Below are 17,195 nucleotides of genomic sequence, written 5' to 3'. Positions count from 1 at the left end.
GCGTGAGCAACGTAGACCCACAGGAAATTGCCAAGTTTGAAGCCCTAGCCAGCCGCTGGTGGGATAGCAACAGCGAGTTCAAACCCCTGCACGATATCAACCCTCTGCGCGCCAACTATATAGATGAGCGCTCACCGGTAGCCCAGCGCAAGCTTATAGATGTAGGCTGTGGTGGCGGCATATTAAGCGAGGCCATGGCCCAGCGCGGCGCCATAGTCACCGGCATAGATATGGGCGCGGCACCGCTATCTGTAGCCAAACTGCACGCCCTAGAGAGCCAGCTCAATATCGATTACCAGCAGTGCACCGCCGAGGAAATGGCCGAGCAACAACCCGAGAGCTTTGACGTGGTTACCTGCCTGGAAATGCTAGAGCACGTACCCGACCCCGCCTCGGTCATCAAAGCCTGCGCCAAACTGTGCAAGCCCGGCGGCCACGTGTATTTTTCTACCCTTAACCGCAACCCCAAGTCCTATTTATTCAGCATTATAGGCGCGGAATATTTACTTAAATTGCTGCCCAAGGGCACCCACGACTACAGCAAGTTTATTAAGCCCTCAGAGCTGGCCAGCGCCATACGCGAAGCTGACCTGCAGCTAAGCCACATGACCGGCATGACCTACAACCCCATCAGCCAGCAATACCGCTTAAAAGATGGCGATGTAGGCGTCAACTATTTAGTACACAGCCGCAAACCCGTGGAATCATAATGCAACTCAACGCCGTACTGTTTGACCTAGATGGCACCCTGCTAGACACCGCCCCAGATTTTTTTGTGGTGGTTAATCAGCTGTGCCAACGCCACGGCTGGCCGCAGCAGGATTACCCCAGCATACGCAACACCGTATCCCACGGCTCGCGCGCACTGATTACCTTAGTGTCGGGTATAGAGGTCCACGAGCCCGTATTTGAAAGCCTGCGCGATGAATTACTAGCGCTATACATCAATCATATTGCAGTCAAAACCACCTTTTTTGACGGCATGGAAGCGGTTATTGATTGGCTGGAAAGCGAAAACATACACTGGGGCATAGTGACCAATAAGCCGCGGCTATACACCGAGTTATTATTAGAGCAACTGCAATTAAGCCAACGCTGTAGCACAGTGGTTTGCCCCGATGATGTTAGCGCCACCAAGCCCGACCCTGAGCCACTGTTTTTAGCCTGCCAACAGCTCAACATCGCCCCCGCCAATACTTTATATGTAGGCGACCACCGCCGCGATATAGAGGCAGGGCAACGGGCTGGCATGCAAACCGTAGCCGCCAATTACGGCTACATAGACCACAGCGATCCAGCGGCAAGCTGGGGAGCCAGCCATTTTGTAGAGCACGCCAGCGAGCTGCTGCCCCTGCTGCAAAACACTCAACTCTTCTCACGTTAAAGCCATTCTTAGAGAGCCCCATGAAATCTGCCCAACAATACCAAGCCCCCGCACAACTACTTAACGACCGTATCATCCTAGTCACCGGTGCCGGTGATGGCATAGGCCGCAGCGCCGCCCTAGCCTACGCCAGCCACGGCGCCACGGTGATTTTGCTGGGCAAAACCGTAGAAAAACTGGAAGCGGTATACGATGAGATAGAACAGGCAGGCTATCCACAGGCCGCTATTTACCCTATGGATTTAAAGGGGGCTGTCATGAGTGATTATGAAGATATGCAGCAAGCCCTAGCGCAAAACTTTGGCCGCCTGGACGGACTACTACACAACGCCAGCGTACTGGGCGACCGCAAACCCATAGCCCAGAGCAACGTCGATATTTGGCAGGAAGTAATGCAGGTTAACGTTAATGCCGAGTTTATGCTCACCAAGGCCATGCTACCCCTGTTAGAAAGCAGCGCCAGCGCCTCTATTATCTTTACCTCCTCAGGGGTGGGCCGACAGGGCCGCGCTTACTGGGGGCCTTATGCGGTATCCAAGTTTGCCACCGAAGGCCTCATGCAGGTGCTGGCCGATGAACTGGCCAACACTAGTAATATACGGGTAAACGCCATTAACCCCGGCGCCACCAACACCAATATGCGCCGCAGTGCCTACCCAGCCGAGCAGCCCACTAACAACCCCCAGCCCGCAGCCTTAATGCCCTGCTATTTATATCTTATGGGCGATGACAGCCAAGCTGTTAATGGCCTATCCATAGACGCACAATAAGCTTCATTACCGCCCGGCTACAGCCGGGCTACTCATCTAGCGCAAAGCGGCAAAATTCTGGCTGATCACTGGCAAGCTTGCCGCCACAGCGTCAAATTCGCGACTAAGTTTGCCACGTTCACGACACAAACCCTGAATTTTCAACGAGTTAGCCCCGTAAAAAAAGTGGCATGATTTTCGCTACTGTAACAACTAGCCATTAAAAGCGACGCAGAAGCGCTAATGGCACGATGTTATTGCAATGAAAGGCGCTACCTTATGGCAAACACTTTACATAGCCACTCCGACGAGCAAACAGCAGAGAGCTTTATCTTTGAAGAGCCCGCCAGCCCGTCATATAGGCAGCAAGGCCAGGGCCATGACGCCCTTAGCAGCCAAGACCTGCAATTGCATATCAGCCAGCTACTGCAAACCAGCCTAGAGCTGGAAAAAGTACTGCATCTATTCCACAGCGAGTTGCAACAACACTTAGCAATAGACAGCCTGGGCTACCGCAACGAAGAGCATAGTATTGTTTTAAATTACGGCAATAGCCGCCCACACAGCTGCCACTACAGCCTGCAAATTAACAGCAGCCAACAAGGCGATTTAATCTTAACTCGCAGCAAAGCCTTTAGCAGCCGCGAACTCAATTTTATTGAGGGGCTGATAGGCAGCTTGGTGTGCCCCATACGCAACGCCCTGCTATACCAACAGGCAATCTCGGCGGCATTAAAAGACTCACTCACACAAATAGGCAATCGCGCAGCGCTGGAAACCGCATTGGAAAGAGAAGTCAGCCTGGCCAAAAGACACCAACACCCCTTCTCGCTATTGGTGCTGGATATAGACCACTTCAAACAGATTAATGACCGCTACGGCCACTCAGCCGGCGACATGGTTTTAAAAGAACTGGCTCGCAGCCTAAGCTTATGCTGCAGAGAAACCGATAACTGCTATCGCTTTGGCGGCGAAGAGTTTGTACTGCTACTCAACCAAACCGATAGCGAGGGCTGCCAACGCATCGCTGAGCGTATACGCCACTGCATAGAAGAAAGCGTATTTACCATCGACGAGCTGATTATCAAAACCACCATCAGCATAGGCACCGCAACCCTACAAGCCCAAGATAAAACCTTTGAGCTGTTCGACAGGGCAGATAAGGCCCTATACCTAGCCAAACAACAGGGTCGTAACCGCGTTATCTAGCCCTCCCCACATACAAACTGCTGTCGGACTTTATTACACCCCACCAGTTTATTTACCCCAAAAAATAGATAAAACCCTATAAAAACAAACAGTTAACACAACAGGCATAAAACCTGCTTATAGTTAAAAGTTATTAAAATTAAATAGGGAAATAACATGTCTATAAAAAAACTCTTCTTAATGGCGGCCTTTGTAATGTCCTCCAGCTTTGCCTCTGCCAGCCTCATCACTTTTGATGGCGCCACAGGCACTATCATCGGCTCTTTCAGCGAGTCAGGTTTTACCTTCACTCTTAATGGCGGCTCTACTCCCCACTTCGGTGACGGCGGTCAACCCAACGGTATACTCGACTGGCACAACGGCGGCGCCAATGCCAGCAACGCTATAGTGACCATGACAGAGAACGGCGGCAACCTGTTTAACTTAAGCGGCTTTGACATCTATGGCTCAGCCATGAACATAGGTGGCGTTATATACGGCATAGGCTCACATGCTGTTAACCTAACCGGTCTATCATCAATCACTTTTGATCTCACCAGCTTTCAAGGTGGCATAGACAACTTAAACGTTAATGTTTCTGAGCCCTCTCCTTTTGCCTTATTGGCCTTAGGCTTAGCCGGCCTAGGTTTAGCGCGTCGCAAAGCTCGCCGCTAGTAACCTGCCCCGCACAAAAAAGCCACCTATATAGGTGGCTTTTTTATTCAACTGCCGCGCTCCGAATGTTTATGGCTATCATCACCAAGCCTGCCGCCACATTAAAGACAGACGCAAGCCACCCACTAATTCGGTTTACATAGATTAGCCGCTAACTATTTAAACTTTTAGAGACCACCTCATACACATCTTTAGAAAGCTGCTCTTGCGCCATAATTCGCTGCAACGCTTTACGCATTAATGCCGCACTCTCATCTTTGTACTGCTGCCACTTGGTTAACGGCCCCAGTAAACGCGCAGCAATTTGTGGATTCAAGGCATTCAGGGTAATAATCTGATCCGCTAAAAATTCATAGCCACTGCCATCTTGATGGTGGAAGTTGACCGCATTGGCAGTAAACGCCCCCACCACTGAGCGCACCTTGTTGGGATTTTTTATATCGAAAGCTGGGTGGGCCATTAGCGCCTTAACTTTATCTAAGGTACCAGCTAAATAGCAGCCCGCCTGCACCGACAACCACTGATTGACTACCAACGCTTCAGATTGCCAACGCTGGTAAAAATCTGCCAGCGCCTGCTGTTTTTGCTGCTCAAATGAGCTATTAACCAAGGCTGACAAAGCAGCCATGCTATCCGTCATGTTTTGCGCCTGCTGATATTGCGCTAAGCACAATGCCAAAGCCTCTTCAGTTTCGGACAGCATTAAATAATGCAGGGCGGTATTTTTAAGGCTGCGGGCAGCAATTTGCTGCTCGTTAGCTTGGTAAGGCTGACTTAGAGTATTAGCCTTATAGGCCTGCAAAAATAAAGCCTGCAACTGATCCGCTATCTCAACCTTTGCAGTCATGCGCGCAATATGGATAGCCTGCACATCAGCCTTGGGCATAATACCTGCCATATACGCTTCAGAAGGCAGGCTCAACATCAGGGCTACCATGGATTTATCTAAGCTTTCATCGCTGAGTAAATGCTGGTATGCCGACAACAAGCGCGGCTCCAACTGCATGTCCTGCCCGGCTTGATAGGCGGCGATCATATCTTTAAGCGCCAACACCCCCAGCTGCTGACAGGCATCCCAACGACAAAAACCATCGCTGTCGTGGCTCATCAAAAACATTAATTCATCGCGGCTGTAATCGAAGTGCAGCTGCACCGGCGCTGAAAAGCCACGCAGCAAACTAGGCACGGGGCGCTCGGGTATATTCTCAAAAACAAACTGCTGCTCACTCTCGGTAACATCCAGTACCAGCTCGGTATTATCGGCGCTATCGGGGTTGGGCTCAGCCCCCTGCAATTGCAAGCGCAAGGCCCCCGCTTCACCTAACAGCGCCATGGCCAAGGGAATATGAAAAGCCTTTGGCGTCTCTTGCACAGTTTTACAAGACTGTTTAACCGTTAAGCTGTAAGTACTGGTAACCTCATCATAGCGGCCGCTTACCGCTAACTGTGGCGTACCGGCCTGGGAATACCAGCGCCGGAACTGGCTTAGGTCTTTACCGCTGGCATCTTCCATAGCCTTAACAAAATCTTCGCAGGTCACCGCCTGGCCATCGTGGCGCTCAAAATATAAATCGCTGCCCTTGCGGAATAAATCCTTACCCAATAAATGGGCAATCATACGCACAATCTCGGCGCCTTTTTCATACACGGTAACGGTATAAAAATTAGAGATTTCCATAAAAGATTCGGGCCGTATGGGATGCGCCATGGGGCCGGCATCTTCAGCGAACTGTACCGTGCGTAAAAAGTTTACATCCTCTACCCGCTTAACCGTGCGCGAGCCCATATCGGAGGAAAACTCAGCATCCCGGTAAACAGTAAAACCTTCTTTTAGGCTGAGCTGAAACCAATCCCTGCAGGTAACGCGGTTACCGCTCCAGTTGTGAAAGTATTCGTGAGCTACTATGGCTTCTACTCTTTGGAAAGCTGCATCGGTAGTAGTTTCTGGTTTGGCCAATACACAGGAGGTGTTAAAAATATTGAGGCTTTTGTTTTCCATAGCCCCCATGTTGAAGTCATCTACCGCCACGATATTAAAAATATTTAAATCGTATTCGCGGCCAAAGGTTTCTTCGTCCCACTTCATGGAGCGTTTTAGCGACTGCATGGCGTGATCGCATTTATCTAAATCTTTGGCTTCTACAAAGATACGCAGAGTCACGTCATTGCCTGAGCAAGTGGTAAAGCTATCTTCTATAAATTCTAAATCACCAGCTACTAAGGCAAATAAATAAGCTGGTTTTTTAAAGGGATCTTCCCATTTCACCCAGTGGCTACCGTCACTGTTTTCACCTGAGTCGACATTATTACCATTGGATAACAGTACTGGGTATGCTGCTTTATCGGCCACTATGGTGGTGGTAAACAAGGACATCACATCGGGACGATCCAGGTAATAGGTAATTTTTCTAAAGCCTTCGGCTTCGCACTGGGTGCAATACATACTGGCGGAACGATACAGCCCTTCTAAGGAAGTATTATCCTGGGGCTTAATCAATGTTTCGCATTCCAAAACAAAACTATCGGGCACGCTAGCCACTGTCAGCGACTCTTCATCGACTTTATAGGCCGACGCTGACAGCAATGTGCCATCTAAAGTCACGGCCTGTAACTGCATATCCTGGCCGTGCAACACCAAGCTAGCATCCTGAGTTTTGGACTCAGGGTTGCGGCGCATACTTAACCGCGAACGCACAGTAGTCATGTCATCCGCTAAGGTAAAATGCAGGTCTGTATGATCGATTAAAAACTCGGGGACCTGATAATCTTTTAAATAAATCGTTTTGGGTTGTGAATCGCGCATCGTAGGCTCCACGGTTTAAGCTAAACGGGCCGGTTTAGCTTAGGCAAAAAATTGAATTTGGTAAGCGCTATATTTTCGTATATTAATCACGCCGGTATCTAAGATTAAATACTGCCCTTTAATACCTTTTAATACACCCTCAACTACGGGGGTTTTATCTAGATTAAACGAGCTAATTTTAGTGGGGTACTCCTGCACGGGGTAATCAATATCCACCAGCTCGGCATCGCTAAGCTGCTGTATGGCTTGTACGCCATGCTGCTGTTGCAACTCATTGATTTGTGCCTGGCATTGCGCAAAAAGCTGCTCACGCTGGGCGATTAAGTCTATGGCTTCAACCTCACCTTTTAGCATCTTGCGCCAATTGGTTTTATCGGCCACATGATCTTTAAACATCACCTCTACCAAGCCCGACTGCAAACGATTAGACACCCTAAAGATAGGCAGTGCCTGTATGGCTCCCTGATCCATCCAGCGAGTGGGGATTTGATTGCCACGAGTGATACCTACCTTCACCCCAGTAGAGTTAGCCAAGTAAACATAATGATCTTGCATGCAGTGTAGGTCAGCCCACTCGGGCTCGCGACAGGTGCCCTCAAAATAATGGCATTTTTCTGGGCTCATAATGCAGCTATCACACTGCGCCAGTTTTTTAAAACAGGGGTAGCAAAAGCCCTGGCTGAAACTTTTATTGGATTTGCGACCACAGTGCTGGCAAAAAATACTGCCTTGGTAATGTATGGCTATAGGCTGCCCCAGCAAGGCGTTCATCGCCACTGTTTGCTCGCCTACCGGCAAGTTGTAACTCACCATAGGCTGGCCGTTGTGTTGTTGCAATGAGGTTTGCATTTTGCGCAAAGCGCCCTCGGCAATTAATGCTGGCAACCGAATTCTCCTGTGTATTTGCGGATTGTTGTTATTGCAGGTGGTTATCTGGGTGGGCTTATTGCCACTTAAGCGGGCTTGCAGCTGCAGGGTCGGGCTGATCGTCGCACAACTCACCCTCGGCCTTACTGCCCCGGTCTATATAACCCACGCGCTGCTCGGCGCTAACATGCTTTTGCTCATAAGCGATTACCGCCGCCATGCAATGGGCTTTTTGCTCATCGCTCACAATAGTGCCATCAGGCCATTTGCCTAACTCTATGGCGCGTTTAAAATTTTGATAAACATCGGGCGTGAGCTGAGCAATAAGCTCATCGTAGCCCATGGTTTGCTTGGTCATTTGAATTACCACATTGAATCTATAACAGCGCGGGATTATAACACCCTATCTACCGCTATGGCTTGTTACTAAAGCGCTCTATTAAGGCGGCCGCTGCGCCTATTAACAAACCTATTAGCAACCCACCCACATGGGCGGCATTGGCCACATCCCCCAAGCCCAGCAGGCGAGTAAAGCCCATTAAGCACAACACCAGCCACAACAGCATAAAAACCACAATCGCATGGGGTATATGCATGCTTTTATGGGGGACCAGCACACTCCACAGCCAGCCATAACCCAGCAAACCATAAATCACCCCCGACATGCCGCCAAATATTGCAGCCCCCGCCACCATGGCCTGCGCCAGGTTTGAGCCCATGGCCACCAACACAATTAAACCCAGCAGCTTGATACTGCCCTGAATCATCTCAACCCTGCGCCCTAGATCCCACAGCCACAGCATATTAAAAACGATATGCAGTAAGGAGAAGTGCAAAAACATAGGGGTCAACAAGCGCCACAACTGATCCTTAGGCAAGGTAAAACTATAGGCCGCGCCATCGCGAACAATGGCAAAAAAAGTAAACTGCGCCGCCAGCCCTAGCTGAGTATCAAAGCGCACTAACAGGTAACCCAACACGCTAAGTGCTATGGCTATAAGCGTAACGGGCAGATGATAAAAATAGCGCCATAGTGGCGGCCTTGGCGCCTGAGGTGCCGGCACCACAGGCTCCGACCACTGCAGCTGACCTTGCTGCATAGACTGATAGGCCTGCGCTACCTGCTTGGCATCCTCAGCATTGGCAACCAACAAATACTGCTTGTGACCCTGCACTAAAATTCTATGCCGCAGTTTATGCTGCCATAACAGGCGGCTAAACTCCGTTAAATCCTCACCGAGCTCTGCCTCTACTGCCTTATACTCCGCCATAAATACCCCTAGCCAACACCTGCGCTAATCGCCCAGGCGAGTACTCCAGCCTAACTTGCCTCGGCAAGAGGCATAGAAGCTGTGGCCAGGGGGGTGTATCAAAATTAATTTATGGGGTTTTTTGCGTATATGTACAGTATCGCCAGGGCTGGCGGTTAGTGTCACTTGGCCGTCACAAGTCACGGGTGGGTGAATTTGATTATTACTGTGTATGCTGATTTTAATTTCACTATTGCCATCTACCACTATGGGGCGGCTGCTTAAGGTGTGGGGAAACATAGGCACTATGCCTATGGCATCTAAACTGGGGTGCATAATAGGGCCACCGCCAGACAATGAATAAGCCGTTGAGCCGGTGGGCGTACACACAATGACACCATCCGAGCGCTGGTTATACACAAAGTCGCCCTCTATGGATAAATCAAACTCTATCATCCGCGCCGAGGTACCCGAGTTAACCACCACATCATTTAGGGCATCACCCTGGCCCATAACCAAGCCATCGCGCATAACCACCACATCTAACAAAAAGCGCTTTTCTACACTGTAATTGCCAGCCAATACGGCAGCCACTGAGGCCTCTATTTCATCGGGTTTAACATCGGTTAAAAAGCCCAAACGGCCGCGGTTAACACCCAAGACCGGCACGCCATACTTGGCCAGCATGCGTGCAGCACCTAATAAACTGCCATCGCCGCCCACCACAATAATTAAATCGCAGCTCTCGCCCAACTCTTCATTGCTACTGATGGTTAAATTTTTATTGGCAAATAAATTGGCAATCTGTTCGGACAGTATCACCGTCAATTCACAGCTAACTAAAAAATTGACTAGCACAGCTAAGGACTCGGGCACGCCTTCGCCGTCTCTACCGGTAATGCCTATATTTTGAAAATGATGCATAACAGTGATAACGCCAATATGATAATGGGCGAACATTGTATAAAAACAATGCCCCAAGCACCATCACTACCCTTGCGGGCCAATATTTATTATTAACGCGCTAACTGGCGCTGTGCTCAAAGCCACCACTTAAAGATACGACATTAAGCCCTTCGGCCATTAAAAAATGCGCGGCCGCATCACTGCGCCGGCCGCTGTTGCAGTAGAGTATATGCAGCTTAGCTTTATTGAGCATACGAGACTTTAGCTTAAGAATATCCAGCGGCATATTTAACGCCCCTTCTATATGGCCGTTTTCGTATTCGTCCTGGCTGCGCACATCCACCCATACTGCCGCTTCTTCCAGCTTGGCCTGATTAAAATTTAGGCGCTGCACCTGTGGCATTTTAAGTAATAAGTGAAAATCTTTTTTATCTAGGCGCATTAACACGCCATTGGTCGCCATAATAATGGAGGCATTTCTTACCGCGTCATTAACCAGTGCATCCTCACCAAAACACAAACCCTCGCCCAGCTCATTAACCAACTGCGGTGCCTGCTTGCCATCGGTGGACTGCATCACCTTAACCAGGCCCTCCTTGATTACATAGCAGCAATCCCCCACCTCCCCTTGGCGTATAACCGTATCGCCGGCAGAAAAATAACAGGGCTCAAACTTGTTAAGGATTTGCCCTATATTCATGGGCGGCACTTTATAAAATAAATTGGATTTTAATAGGGTCGTCATCCACTGCGCATCTTCATCCAGCGAGCGGTCGGAGGAAACGCTTAAGGCAATATATCGGCAGGCTTGATCCCAAGCGACCATGCCGTCTAAGCGGTCATTATTAAAACGGATAATATGGCAATCCTGCTCGGCCAACACAGTTTCGCGGCGCGGTTGATAATGCAGCAAGGGAAAGCGGCATTCAGGCTCGTTAGCATTGAGCACCCGCAGCTTGTCTTGGCCCGCCCAAATACCTACTGAACCACTCAATAAGTAAACATGATTATTATCGTAATCCCCCTCAGAGAATAAAACCTGCCCTTTACAGACCACCTCTATGGAGCACTCACGCAGCAAGGCATCTAAATGATCCAGCGTTAAGGCATTTACCGGCACCAGGGTGTTTAAATAACGCTTATCGAAATGTTCAGTCTTATTCATAGCTTATTATTGTCTCTTTTTACGCTAACGCAGTGCATGAGCATACTGCCCACAGCATAGCAAATCATTATTAATCTGCCGCCGCCAAACGCTTATCCATTATCGCCTGCATACCCCTTAAGCCCTGCATGCCCCCCGTGTGGATTAGCACTATACGACTGCCCGGCGCTATGGCCGCTGAGTTAATCATAGCATCTAGGGCAAAAAATAATTTGCCGCTATAAACAGGCTCCAAAGCGATGGGGAAATTGTTAATAAAACGCGCCAAAGCTACATCACACTTCGCGTAGCCACCGCCGTGATAGTCATGGCATATTTGCCACTTAGCATGGCTGTTATTAGCAACCTGTGCCAAATATCGCTGCACTTCGGCCTCTAAGTAACCTTCGCCCTTTAGCACCGCCACCCCCAATACCTGTTTACTAGGGGGTAAACCCATGGCCACGCCTGCGAGGGTGGCACCGGTACCACAGGGCAACAACACGGTATCGAAATTATCACCCAAACCCTGCCGTATATGCTCGGCTATCTCTGCACAGCCCTGTACCGCCAGGGCATTACTACCCCCCTCAGGAATAACCCAGGCATCGGGGTATTGCTGTTGCAGGCTGCGCACATATTCAGGCTCAGCACGGCGCTTATACTCGCTGCGGCTAACAAACTGCAGCTGCATGCCCCAAGCTTGCGCATCACTGAGGGTGGGATTAGCGGCATAGCCATGATCGCCGCGAATTATCCCCAGCGCCTGCATGCCGTATTGTTGGGCGGCATAAGCCAGCGCATGTATATGGTTAGAGTAGGCACCACCAAAGCTAATCACCCGGCTATAGCCTTGGGCCTGCGCATGGCTGAGGTTATGTTTAAGCTTGAAGTATTTATTGCCCGAGAGCTGCGGGAAGAATTGGTCTAAACGCAATACCGACACGACCACCTGTTTCGCCAACCAAGGCTCATAGCTGATAGCTTCAACGGCAGCATAGGGCTGCGTGGGGCTTAACATAGTAATTTAAGCCTGCTCTTGGCTATCGACCTGCAGGGCCGCAAAGTCATGCTGCGAGCAGCGATCACTGTCATTGGGAATGAAATCCGCAGGGCGCTCTACTTTCGCTATGGGCTCGCCGCATACCGAGTCCCCCACTGCATGGCGGCACACCGGCAGCTGATAATGAGCCAGCCATTGCTCGTATAAGGATTGATCCACCCCGTAGCGCTCGGCCACATAGGCGGTGGGGGATTCTAGATAGGCAAATAATTCAGGCTGCGGTACGGACAGGTGATCCAGGCCGGGCTGATAGGCCACAAAGGTAATGCCAGCCTGCGCCAAGCGCGACAGCAGCTTATCGCCACCATCACTGAGCAAGGCCTGCTTTTCGGTGCGCAGCTGAGAGATTTCTTCTCGCAAGTTGCTAAGCTGCTCCTCACGGTAAAACAGCTCTACTTCGCGCATCTCCAGCATCTCTTTTAACTCTACCGTGGCAGTGTCTACGGTTGCGCGCAACTCTTCGCCAAATTTTTGCTCCAGGGCTGCCACCTGCTGAGACTCTACATCCTTAGCGGCCGCAATACTTTGCTGAAACTGCTCGCGCTCTTGGTGCCGGCTAAGGGCCTGCGCCTCTAGCGTCTCCTTGTAGCGACGACTGGTAGTTTTTTCGTTTTCTAAAGCCTGTACTGCCTCGCTAAGCTTAATCGATAGGGCCTGAGCCTCGGCGCGGTAATGCCTATGCAGCTTTTCTACATGCTCCCTGGCCTCGGATTTGAGTGTGGCTATACGCAACTTTTGCTCATCTAACAGTGCCGCTTGGCGCTGCTTAAACTCTGTCTGCAACTGCTTGCGCACTAGCTCCTCATTAAGCGCTGGCTTAGCGCTTAACTGCTCAGATAAAACCGGAATATTGCTAGCCGTCTCAGGCTCTGGTGCCAGCACCGTTAACCCTAGGCGATTGCGTTTTAATAAGGCAGTGATTTTTTCAAAAGTGGTAGGCTTGCTATCGGTAACCGGGTCCCATAGCTCACGCTGATGCCAAGATACCGCACACTGGCTGCGGCAGGATAATTTGATAGGCCCCGCGCCCAAGTCTGGGCCACGGCCACCCTTCTCGGCCAAATGCTGCAAGGGTATATTCCAGCGGTCATCAGCATTGCCTTTGGCATCAAAGCTGAGATTAAAAAATACCGCCGCGGTAGGCTGTAACTGGGCATTGATGCACAGGTAAACAGCCGTCACCTTTTGACCGGCAAACTCAGAAATACCCACCACCCTGTCGAGTATCGCTTCAAACTCTGGGTATAACATCTCCTTAATCACGTGATTATCCGCAAAGAAAATTATTGCTTCTGTCGTCATACCCTATCTCGCCTACTCATCCGTAATAGTAGCCCTGTTATTAAGTGGCAATCATAACGGCATATTACGCTGCTCGCCTAGCCATATTCGCTTAGTTTAATGAGCATAGCGGGATTTACTGTGACTTGTTGAACAGATTAATCAAATAAGCCCCAAGGGCTTAGCATTAATAGCTAGGCAGAGCGCCAAAGCAATCAGAAACAGGAAAGCAGCTATGGGCTTTTCTTCAGGCATAAAAAAACCACCTCGCAGGTGGTTCTTTTTGATTGTTGCTAGCGGCCAGTAATCTATTATTCGAATGGTGGGTGATGACGGGATCGAACCGCCGACCCTCGCCTTGTAAGGGCGATGCTCTCCCAGCTGAGCTAATCACCCCTGCTTCGAATACGGGCGTACTACACAGTAACAATTTACTGTTTTCCAACAGACATAAAAAAACCACCGCTCAGGTGGCTCTTTATGATTGCTTGTTGGCGGACCGGACGGGACTCGAACCCGCGACCTCCGGCGTGACAGGCCGGCATTCTAACCAGCTGAACTACCGGTCCTGAACAATCATTACATTCGAATTGGTGGGTGATGACGGGATCGAACCGCCGACCCTCGCCTTGTAAGGGCGATGCTCTCCCAGCTGAGCTAATCACCCCCTGCTTCGAACGTGGGGCGCATTCTACAGTAAACACTTTGCTTGTCAAACGCGGATTAGGATTTTTTTTATTTTTTTCCAAAATCAGGCTAATCGCTTGTTTTACATACAAAAACTGGTGGATAAAGCAACGCTTTGCACAGCCTTTATACAGGCGCCTGGACTCAGCCCTATCAGGATTTTAAAAATCGATATACAGTCATTAGCCTGGCCTTTATCATGACGCCGCATTCACACTTAGATAGTTTTATACCTATGGAAATCTACAAAGAATTTACTTTTGAAGCCGCCCACCTACTGCCCCATGTAGAAGAGGGCCACAAATGCGGGCGCCTGCACGGCCACTCTTTTATGGTAAGAATTTATGTGGAGGATGAAATAGACCCCCACACAGGCTGGGTGATGGACTTTGCTGAGCTCAAACAGCATTTCAAACCGCTCTATGAGCAGCTAGACCATAATTACCTCAATGATATAGAAGGCCTAGAAAATCCTACCAGTGAAGTGCTAGCTAAATGGATATGGAATAAACTCAAGCCCAGCCTGCCCATTTTAAGCCAGGTTTACATCAAGGAAACCTGCACCAGCGGCTGCATATACAGGGGCCAATAACACCCATTACACCAGCGTTGCCCCCAAGCCCGCCAAAAACTTTACTCACACCGCAAAAGCCTGCTGGCGAGCTGGGGATAAAATAGGCAAATGATAATGATGCGCTTTAACTAAAACTTTTAAATTATTGATTTTTAAAGAAAAAGACTACAAGTGCAAAAAAACAGCAACATTTCAATGTATAGGCGCCATAGGGCCGCCAGCGTTAAGCAAACAAGTTGCTCACAGTTTTATCCACAGATACTGTGGATAAACTAGGGTAAATCAAAGCCTGCCGCCAATAGGGTTACGTATTCACCCATTTCCGCCATGGTGTCATAGGGGCGGCGCTTTAAAATCTCCCACTCATTTTGCTCTTCTGGGGATGCCAAATACACCGACATCACATGATGCTGGGTGATAATAATGCCATGCACCCCCGCGCCTGGCGCATAATCCGCCGACACGATCATATCGAACTCAGGTAAGTTTTTGCGGTGGGGAACCTTGCGAAACTCCATAGAGCGCTGCTCAGAACGGCTGTTATAAACCCGCCCCAACCTATCGGCAAACCCCTCTAGTGCCAGCTGCTCTAGGATAGCCATTTGGCGCCCAGCCTGGTCTTGATCACTTTGCGGCGCAGCCATTGCCTCATCAGGCTTAGGCTGGGCTGTACTGTTATGCAACTCAACAGCGCCAGCCTCGCCCGGCGCAGAATTTTTTAAACGGTCTAAAAAAGTGTGCAGCTTTTTAACTTCCGCACTGTCGTGAGCCAGTATTTTACTGTAATTAAGTTGGCGGGTTAGCGTTAATAACGCAGTGGCTCGCTCTATTAAGCTTTCTACTGAGGGTTTATTCATAACAGCTTCTTATTATTTAGTCATAGATGGCTACTGCCTAATAGCTTGGCAACATTCTACGGCCTGATGCCACACAAATAAAGCCTACTCGCTATCCCCAGTTATTGCTAAGCAATTGATAAATTTGTTTTTTTCATAATTGCACTATAATTTCAGCCACTGTCATATTCCTGCAACATTAAAGTCACAAAATGCACAGCATTACAGAGCAGACAGTTTTATGTGACCTATAAAAAAGCTGCGGTCTGTTATTAGCGTTACCACAATTACAATGATCCATTTGGAGAGTCGAATGAAACCTAGCAACCTAGCTTTAGCCATAGCTGCATTAAGTGGCGCAGTATTAGCAACTCCCGCCTTAGCCGAGAATGACATCACTATTTACGGTAAGGCCAATCTCAGCTTAAACCAGGTCGATTATGAAACAGACCCTGAAGACCAGTGGAACCTGACCAGCAATGCTTCACGCATAGGGGTAAAAGGCAGCGTAGCCATTAACGACGAGCTTAAAGCCATCTACAAAATGGAATACGAAGTCGCTATAGATGATGGTGATTCAGATGGCGACGAATTCAAACAACGTAATATTTATGTAGGCCTGCAAGGCACTTGGGGTACTGTTATAGGCGGCAAGCACGACACCCCCACTAAACTCATAGGCAAGCCGGTAGATCGCTTTAACGATTTAGAATTAGGCGACATTAAAAACCTGTTAGAGGGCGAAAACCGCGAGTCTAATATTGTAATTTATAGCTCGCCTAAGTTTGCGGAAAACTTCAGCGCTTCTGTGGCCTTTATTCCCGGCGAAGACTCTGATGACTCAGACGGTGAAACTAACGACGGCCTAGCCGATGCCACATCTATTGCCCTAAGCTTCAAAAACGAGCAAGTTTACGCTGCTATTGCTAACGACAGCGAAGTTGATGGCTGGGACTTAACCCGCTTAGCCGCCGACTTTACCCTTAGCGATAAGGCCAAAGCAGGCTTTATCTTTCAAGATGGCGAGTTATCTGATGGTGATGTAGAGCAAACCGGCTATATATTTAGCGGCCAATACACCATTGATAAAATTGTATTGAAAGCTCAATACGGCATGAGCACTTATGATTTTGGCGCCATTGAAACTGACTTAACGCAGATCACTATTGGCGCTGATTACAAAATCAATAAAGCGGTAAAGGCTTATACCTATTACTCAAACATTGAAACCGATATAGAAACGGATACCACTTACGACGATTCGGTTTTCTCTGTAGGCCTAGAAGTTAAATTCTAAAGCACATAGCCGCAGGCTTGAGGGGCGTTTATCGCCCCTTTCTTCGTTTATTTCAACAACCCTACCTAGCAGCCAATAAACCGTGGAGCCACCAATGCTAATACGCCTATTGTTACTCAGCTTAATCAGCAGTAGTGCCATAAATGCGCAAGCTGATTTTGATGTGGATGACGCCGACTCATTAGACTTTTCGTCTTTTCACAGCAGCAAAAAACCGGCGGCTAAAGTTATAGAGCAAAGCCAGGATAAAACAAACAACGCCTCTCCCAACACACAGCCACCGCCAACCAGCAGGGTTGTGTACGAACGCTACAGCTTAACCCGCAGCGACCACACCCCCTACTCTGCCTTTTATGTGATTGAAGCCTTGCATCGGCAACTGGCGCAGCACTGCCCCCAGGGCTGGCTAAAAGAAAAAGAATGGAGCCAGCATATAGAAGCTAGCGACTACCTGCTGCACTATCAATACCACTGCCTTACTGAATAATCTG

Annotated in this window: 17 protein-coding genes and 3 tRNA genes; 8 read left to right on the top strand and 12 right to left on the bottom strand. The window is 49.2% G+C overall.

What is annotated here, in order from left to right; genetic code table 11:
• Positions 1-2: 2 nt before the first annotated feature.
• From ubiG to NO559_RS15840, 5 genes are all read left to right on the top strand, one after another.
• Positions 3-710: a bifunctional 2-polyprenyl-6-hydroxyphenol methylase/3-demethylubiquinol 3-O-methyltransferase UbiG gene (gene ubiG / locus NO559_RS15860; RefSeq protein WP_258332857.1), complete on the top strand. Its 708-nt coding sequence runs from the start codon at positions 3-5 to the stop codon at positions 708-710.
• Positions 710-1,384 (top strand): HAD family hydrolase, encoded by a 675-nt coding sequence (locus NO559_RS15855; protein WP_258332856.1) that lies wholly within the window; start codon positions 710-712, stop codon positions 1,382-1,384. Before ubiG ends, NO559_RS15855 begins: the two co-directional genes overlap by 1 nt.
• A 20-nt stretch (positions 1,385-1,404) precedes the next feature.
• Entirely contained in the window at positions 1,405-2,154 is a 750-nt protein-coding gene (locus NO559_RS15850) for a YciK family oxidoreductase (RefSeq protein ID WP_258332855.1), read from the top strand.
• A gap of 258 nt (positions 2,155-2,412) precedes the next feature.
• Positions 2,413-3,342: a GGDEF domain-containing protein gene (locus tag NO559_RS15845; RefSeq protein ID WP_258332854.1), complete on the top strand. Its 930-nt coding sequence runs from the start codon at positions 2,413-2,415 to the stop codon at positions 3,340-3,342.
• 156 nt (positions 3,343-3,498) lie between these two features.
• Positions 3,499-3,996 (top strand): PEP-CTERM sorting domain-containing protein, encoded by a 498-nt coding sequence (locus NO559_RS15840; RefSeq protein ID WP_258332853.1) that lies wholly within the window; start codon positions 3,499-3,501, stop codon positions 3,994-3,996.
• Between the two features lie 151 nt (positions 3,997-4,147).
• On the opposite strand, the gene pepN is transcribed toward NO559_RS15840, so the two are convergent.
• From pepN to NO559_RS15785, 11 genes are all read right to left on the bottom strand, one after another.
• Positions 4,148-6,799 carry an aminopeptidase N gene (pepN, locus tag NO559_RS15835; RefSeq protein WP_258332852.1) on the bottom strand — a complete coding sequence of 884 codons (2,652 nt, stop codon included), beginning with the start codon at positions 6,797-6,799 and terminating at the stop codon, positions 4,148-4,150.
• A gap of 39 nt (positions 6,800-6,838) precedes the next feature.
• Complete coding sequence (locus tag NO559_RS15830) at positions 6,839-7,684, bottom strand: DUF2797 domain-containing protein (RefSeq protein WP_258332851.1); 846 nt, start codon at positions 7,682-7,684, stop codon at positions 6,839-6,841.
• A 58-nt stretch (positions 7,685-7,742) separates the two neighbouring features.
• A complete protein-coding gene (locus NO559_RS15825) occupies positions 7,743-8,024 on the bottom strand; it encodes a YeaC family protein (RefSeq protein WP_258332850.1) in 282 nt (93 codons plus the stop codon).
• A 55-nt stretch (positions 8,025-8,079) separates the two neighbouring features.
• Positions 8,080-8,937, bottom strand: coding sequence for a rhomboid family intramembrane serine protease (locus NO559_RS15820; RefSeq protein ID WP_258332849.1), 858 nt, complete (start codon positions 8,935-8,937; stop codon positions 8,080-8,082).
• 24 nt (positions 8,938-8,961) lie between these two features.
• Complete coding sequence (locus tag NO559_RS15815) at positions 8,962-9,840, bottom strand: NAD(+) kinase (RefSeq protein ID WP_258332848.1); 879 nt, start codon at positions 9,838-9,840, stop codon at positions 8,962-8,964.
• Positions 9,841-9,940: 100 nt separating this feature from the next.
• The gene (locus tag NO559_RS15810) at positions 9,941-10,987 is read right to left on the bottom strand and encodes a cyclic nucleotide-binding domain-containing protein (protein WP_258332847.1); all 1,047 of its coding nucleotides are present in this window, start codon (positions 10,985-10,987) and stop codon (positions 9,941-9,943) included.
• Between the two features lie 70 nt (positions 10,988-11,057).
• Positions 11,058-11,987, bottom strand: coding sequence for a 1-aminocyclopropane-1-carboxylate deaminase/D-cysteine desulfhydrase (locus NO559_RS15805; protein ID WP_258332846.1), 930 nt, complete (start codon positions 11,985-11,987; stop codon positions 11,058-11,060).
• A gap of 6 nt (positions 11,988-11,993) precedes the next feature.
• Positions 11,994-13,331 (bottom strand): hypothetical protein, encoded by a 1,338-nt coding sequence (locus NO559_RS15800; RefSeq protein ID WP_258332845.1) that lies wholly within the window; start codon positions 13,329-13,331, stop codon positions 11,994-11,996.
• A 299-nt stretch (positions 13,332-13,630) separates the two neighbouring features.
• Positions 13,631-13,706: transfer RNA gene (locus tag NO559_RS15795), tRNA-Val, on the bottom strand.
• A 96-nt stretch (positions 13,707-13,802) separates the two neighbouring features.
• Positions 13,803-13,879, bottom strand: a tRNA-Asp gene (locus tag NO559_RS15790).
• A 22-nt stretch (positions 13,880-13,901) separates the two neighbouring features.
• A tRNA-Val gene (locus tag NO559_RS15785) sits at positions 13,902-13,977 on the bottom strand.
• A gap of 255 nt (positions 13,978-14,232) precedes the next feature.
• On the opposite strand from NO559_RS15785, the gene queD reads away from it, so the two are divergent.
• The gene (gene queD, locus NO559_RS15780; RefSeq protein ID WP_258332884.1) at positions 14,233-14,589 is read left to right on the top strand and encodes a 6-carboxytetrahydropterin synthase QueD; all 357 of its coding nucleotides are present in this window, start codon (positions 14,233-14,235) and stop codon (positions 14,587-14,589) included.
• Between the two features lie 254 nt (positions 14,590-14,843).
• On the opposite strand, the gene NO559_RS15775 is transcribed toward queD, so the two are convergent.
• Positions 14,844-15,428: a hypothetical protein gene (locus NO559_RS15775; protein ID WP_258332844.1), complete on the bottom strand. Its 585-nt coding sequence runs from the start codon at positions 15,426-15,428 to the stop codon at positions 14,844-14,846.
• A 292-nt stretch (positions 15,429-15,720) separates the two neighbouring features.
• Here NO559_RS15775 and NO559_RS15770 point away from each other — a divergent pair, with 292 nt between their 5' ends.
• Together NO559_RS15770 and NO559_RS15765 are read left to right on the top strand one after the other, a co-directional pair.
• Positions 15,721-16,704: a porin gene (locus NO559_RS15770; RefSeq protein WP_258332843.1), complete on the top strand. Its 984-nt coding sequence runs from the start codon at positions 15,721-15,723 to the stop codon at positions 16,702-16,704.
• A 94-nt stretch (positions 16,705-16,798) separates the two neighbouring features.
• Positions 16,799-17,191, top strand: coding sequence for a hypothetical protein (locus tag NO559_RS15765; RefSeq protein ID WP_258332842.1), 393 nt, complete (start codon positions 16,799-16,801; stop codon positions 17,189-17,191).
• Positions 17,192-17,195: the final 4 nt, after the last annotated feature.

The sequence above is a fragment of the Dasania sp. GY-MA-18 genome, from assembly GCF_024734385.1.
Lineage (GTDB): Bacteria > Pseudomonadota > Gammaproteobacteria > Pseudomonadales > Dasaniaceae > Dasania > Dasania phycosphaerae.
The sequence above is the reverse complement of the archived record's forward strand: the minus strand, read 5'-3'. Positions and strand labels throughout refer to the sequence as shown.

Bases quoted from the DNA above. Each gene is read 5' to 3' on its own strand.
- NO559_RS15845 (WP_258332854.1), top strand. From the start codon at position 2,413: ATGGCAAACACTTTACATAGCCACTCCGACGAGCAAACAGCAGAGAGC.
- NO559_RS15850 (WP_258332855.1), top strand. From the start codon at position 1,405: ATGAAATCTGCCCAACAATACCAAGCCCCCGCACAACTACTTAACGAC.
- NO559_RS15820 (WP_258332849.1), bottom strand. From the start codon at position 8,937: ATGGCGGAGTATAAGGCAGTAGAGGCAGAGCTCGGTGAGGATTTAACG.
- NO559_RS15810 (WP_258332847.1), bottom strand. From the start codon at position 10,987: ATGAATAAGACTGAACATTTCGATAAGCGTTATTTAAACACCCTGGTG.
- pepN (WP_258332852.1), bottom strand. From the start codon at position 6,799: ATGCGCGATTCACAACCCAAAACGATTTATTTAAAAGATTATCAGGTC.
- NO559_RS15855 (WP_258332856.1), top strand. From the start codon at position 710: ATGCAACTCAACGCCGTACTGTTTGACCTAGATGGCACCCTGCTAGAC.
- queD (WP_258332884.1), top strand. From the start codon at position 14,233: ATGGAAATCTACAAAGAATTTACTTTTGAAGCCGCCCACCTACTGCCC.
- NO559_RS15775 (WP_258332844.1), bottom strand. From the start codon at position 15,428: ATGAATAAACCCTCAGTAGAAAGCTTAATAGAGCGAGCCACTGCGTTA.
- NO559_RS15840 (WP_258332853.1), top strand. From the start codon at position 3,499: ATGTCTATAAAAAAACTCTTCTTAATGGCGGCCTTTGTAATGTCCTCC.
- NO559_RS15805 (WP_258332846.1), bottom strand. From the start codon at position 11,987: ATGTTAAGCCCCACGCAGCCCTATGCTGCCGTTGAAGCTATCAGCTAT.
- NO559_RS15765 (WP_258332842.1), top strand. From the start codon at position 16,799: ATGCTAATACGCCTATTGTTACTCAGCTTAATCAGCAGTAGTGCCATA.
- NO559_RS15815 (WP_258332848.1), bottom strand. From the start codon at position 9,840: ATGCATCATTTTCAAAATATAGGCATTACCGGTAGAGACGGCGAAGGC.
- NO559_RS15825 (WP_258332850.1), bottom strand. From the start codon at position 8,024: ATGACCAAGCAAACCATGGGCTACGATGAGCTTATTGCTCAGCTCACG.
- NO559_RS15800 (WP_258332845.1), bottom strand. From the start codon at position 13,331: ATGACGACAGAAGCAATAATTTTCTTTGCGGATAATCACGTGATTAAG.
- NO559_RS15770 (WP_258332843.1), top strand. From the start codon at position 15,721: ATGAAACCTAGCAACCTAGCTTTAGCCATAGCTGCATTAAGTGGCGCA.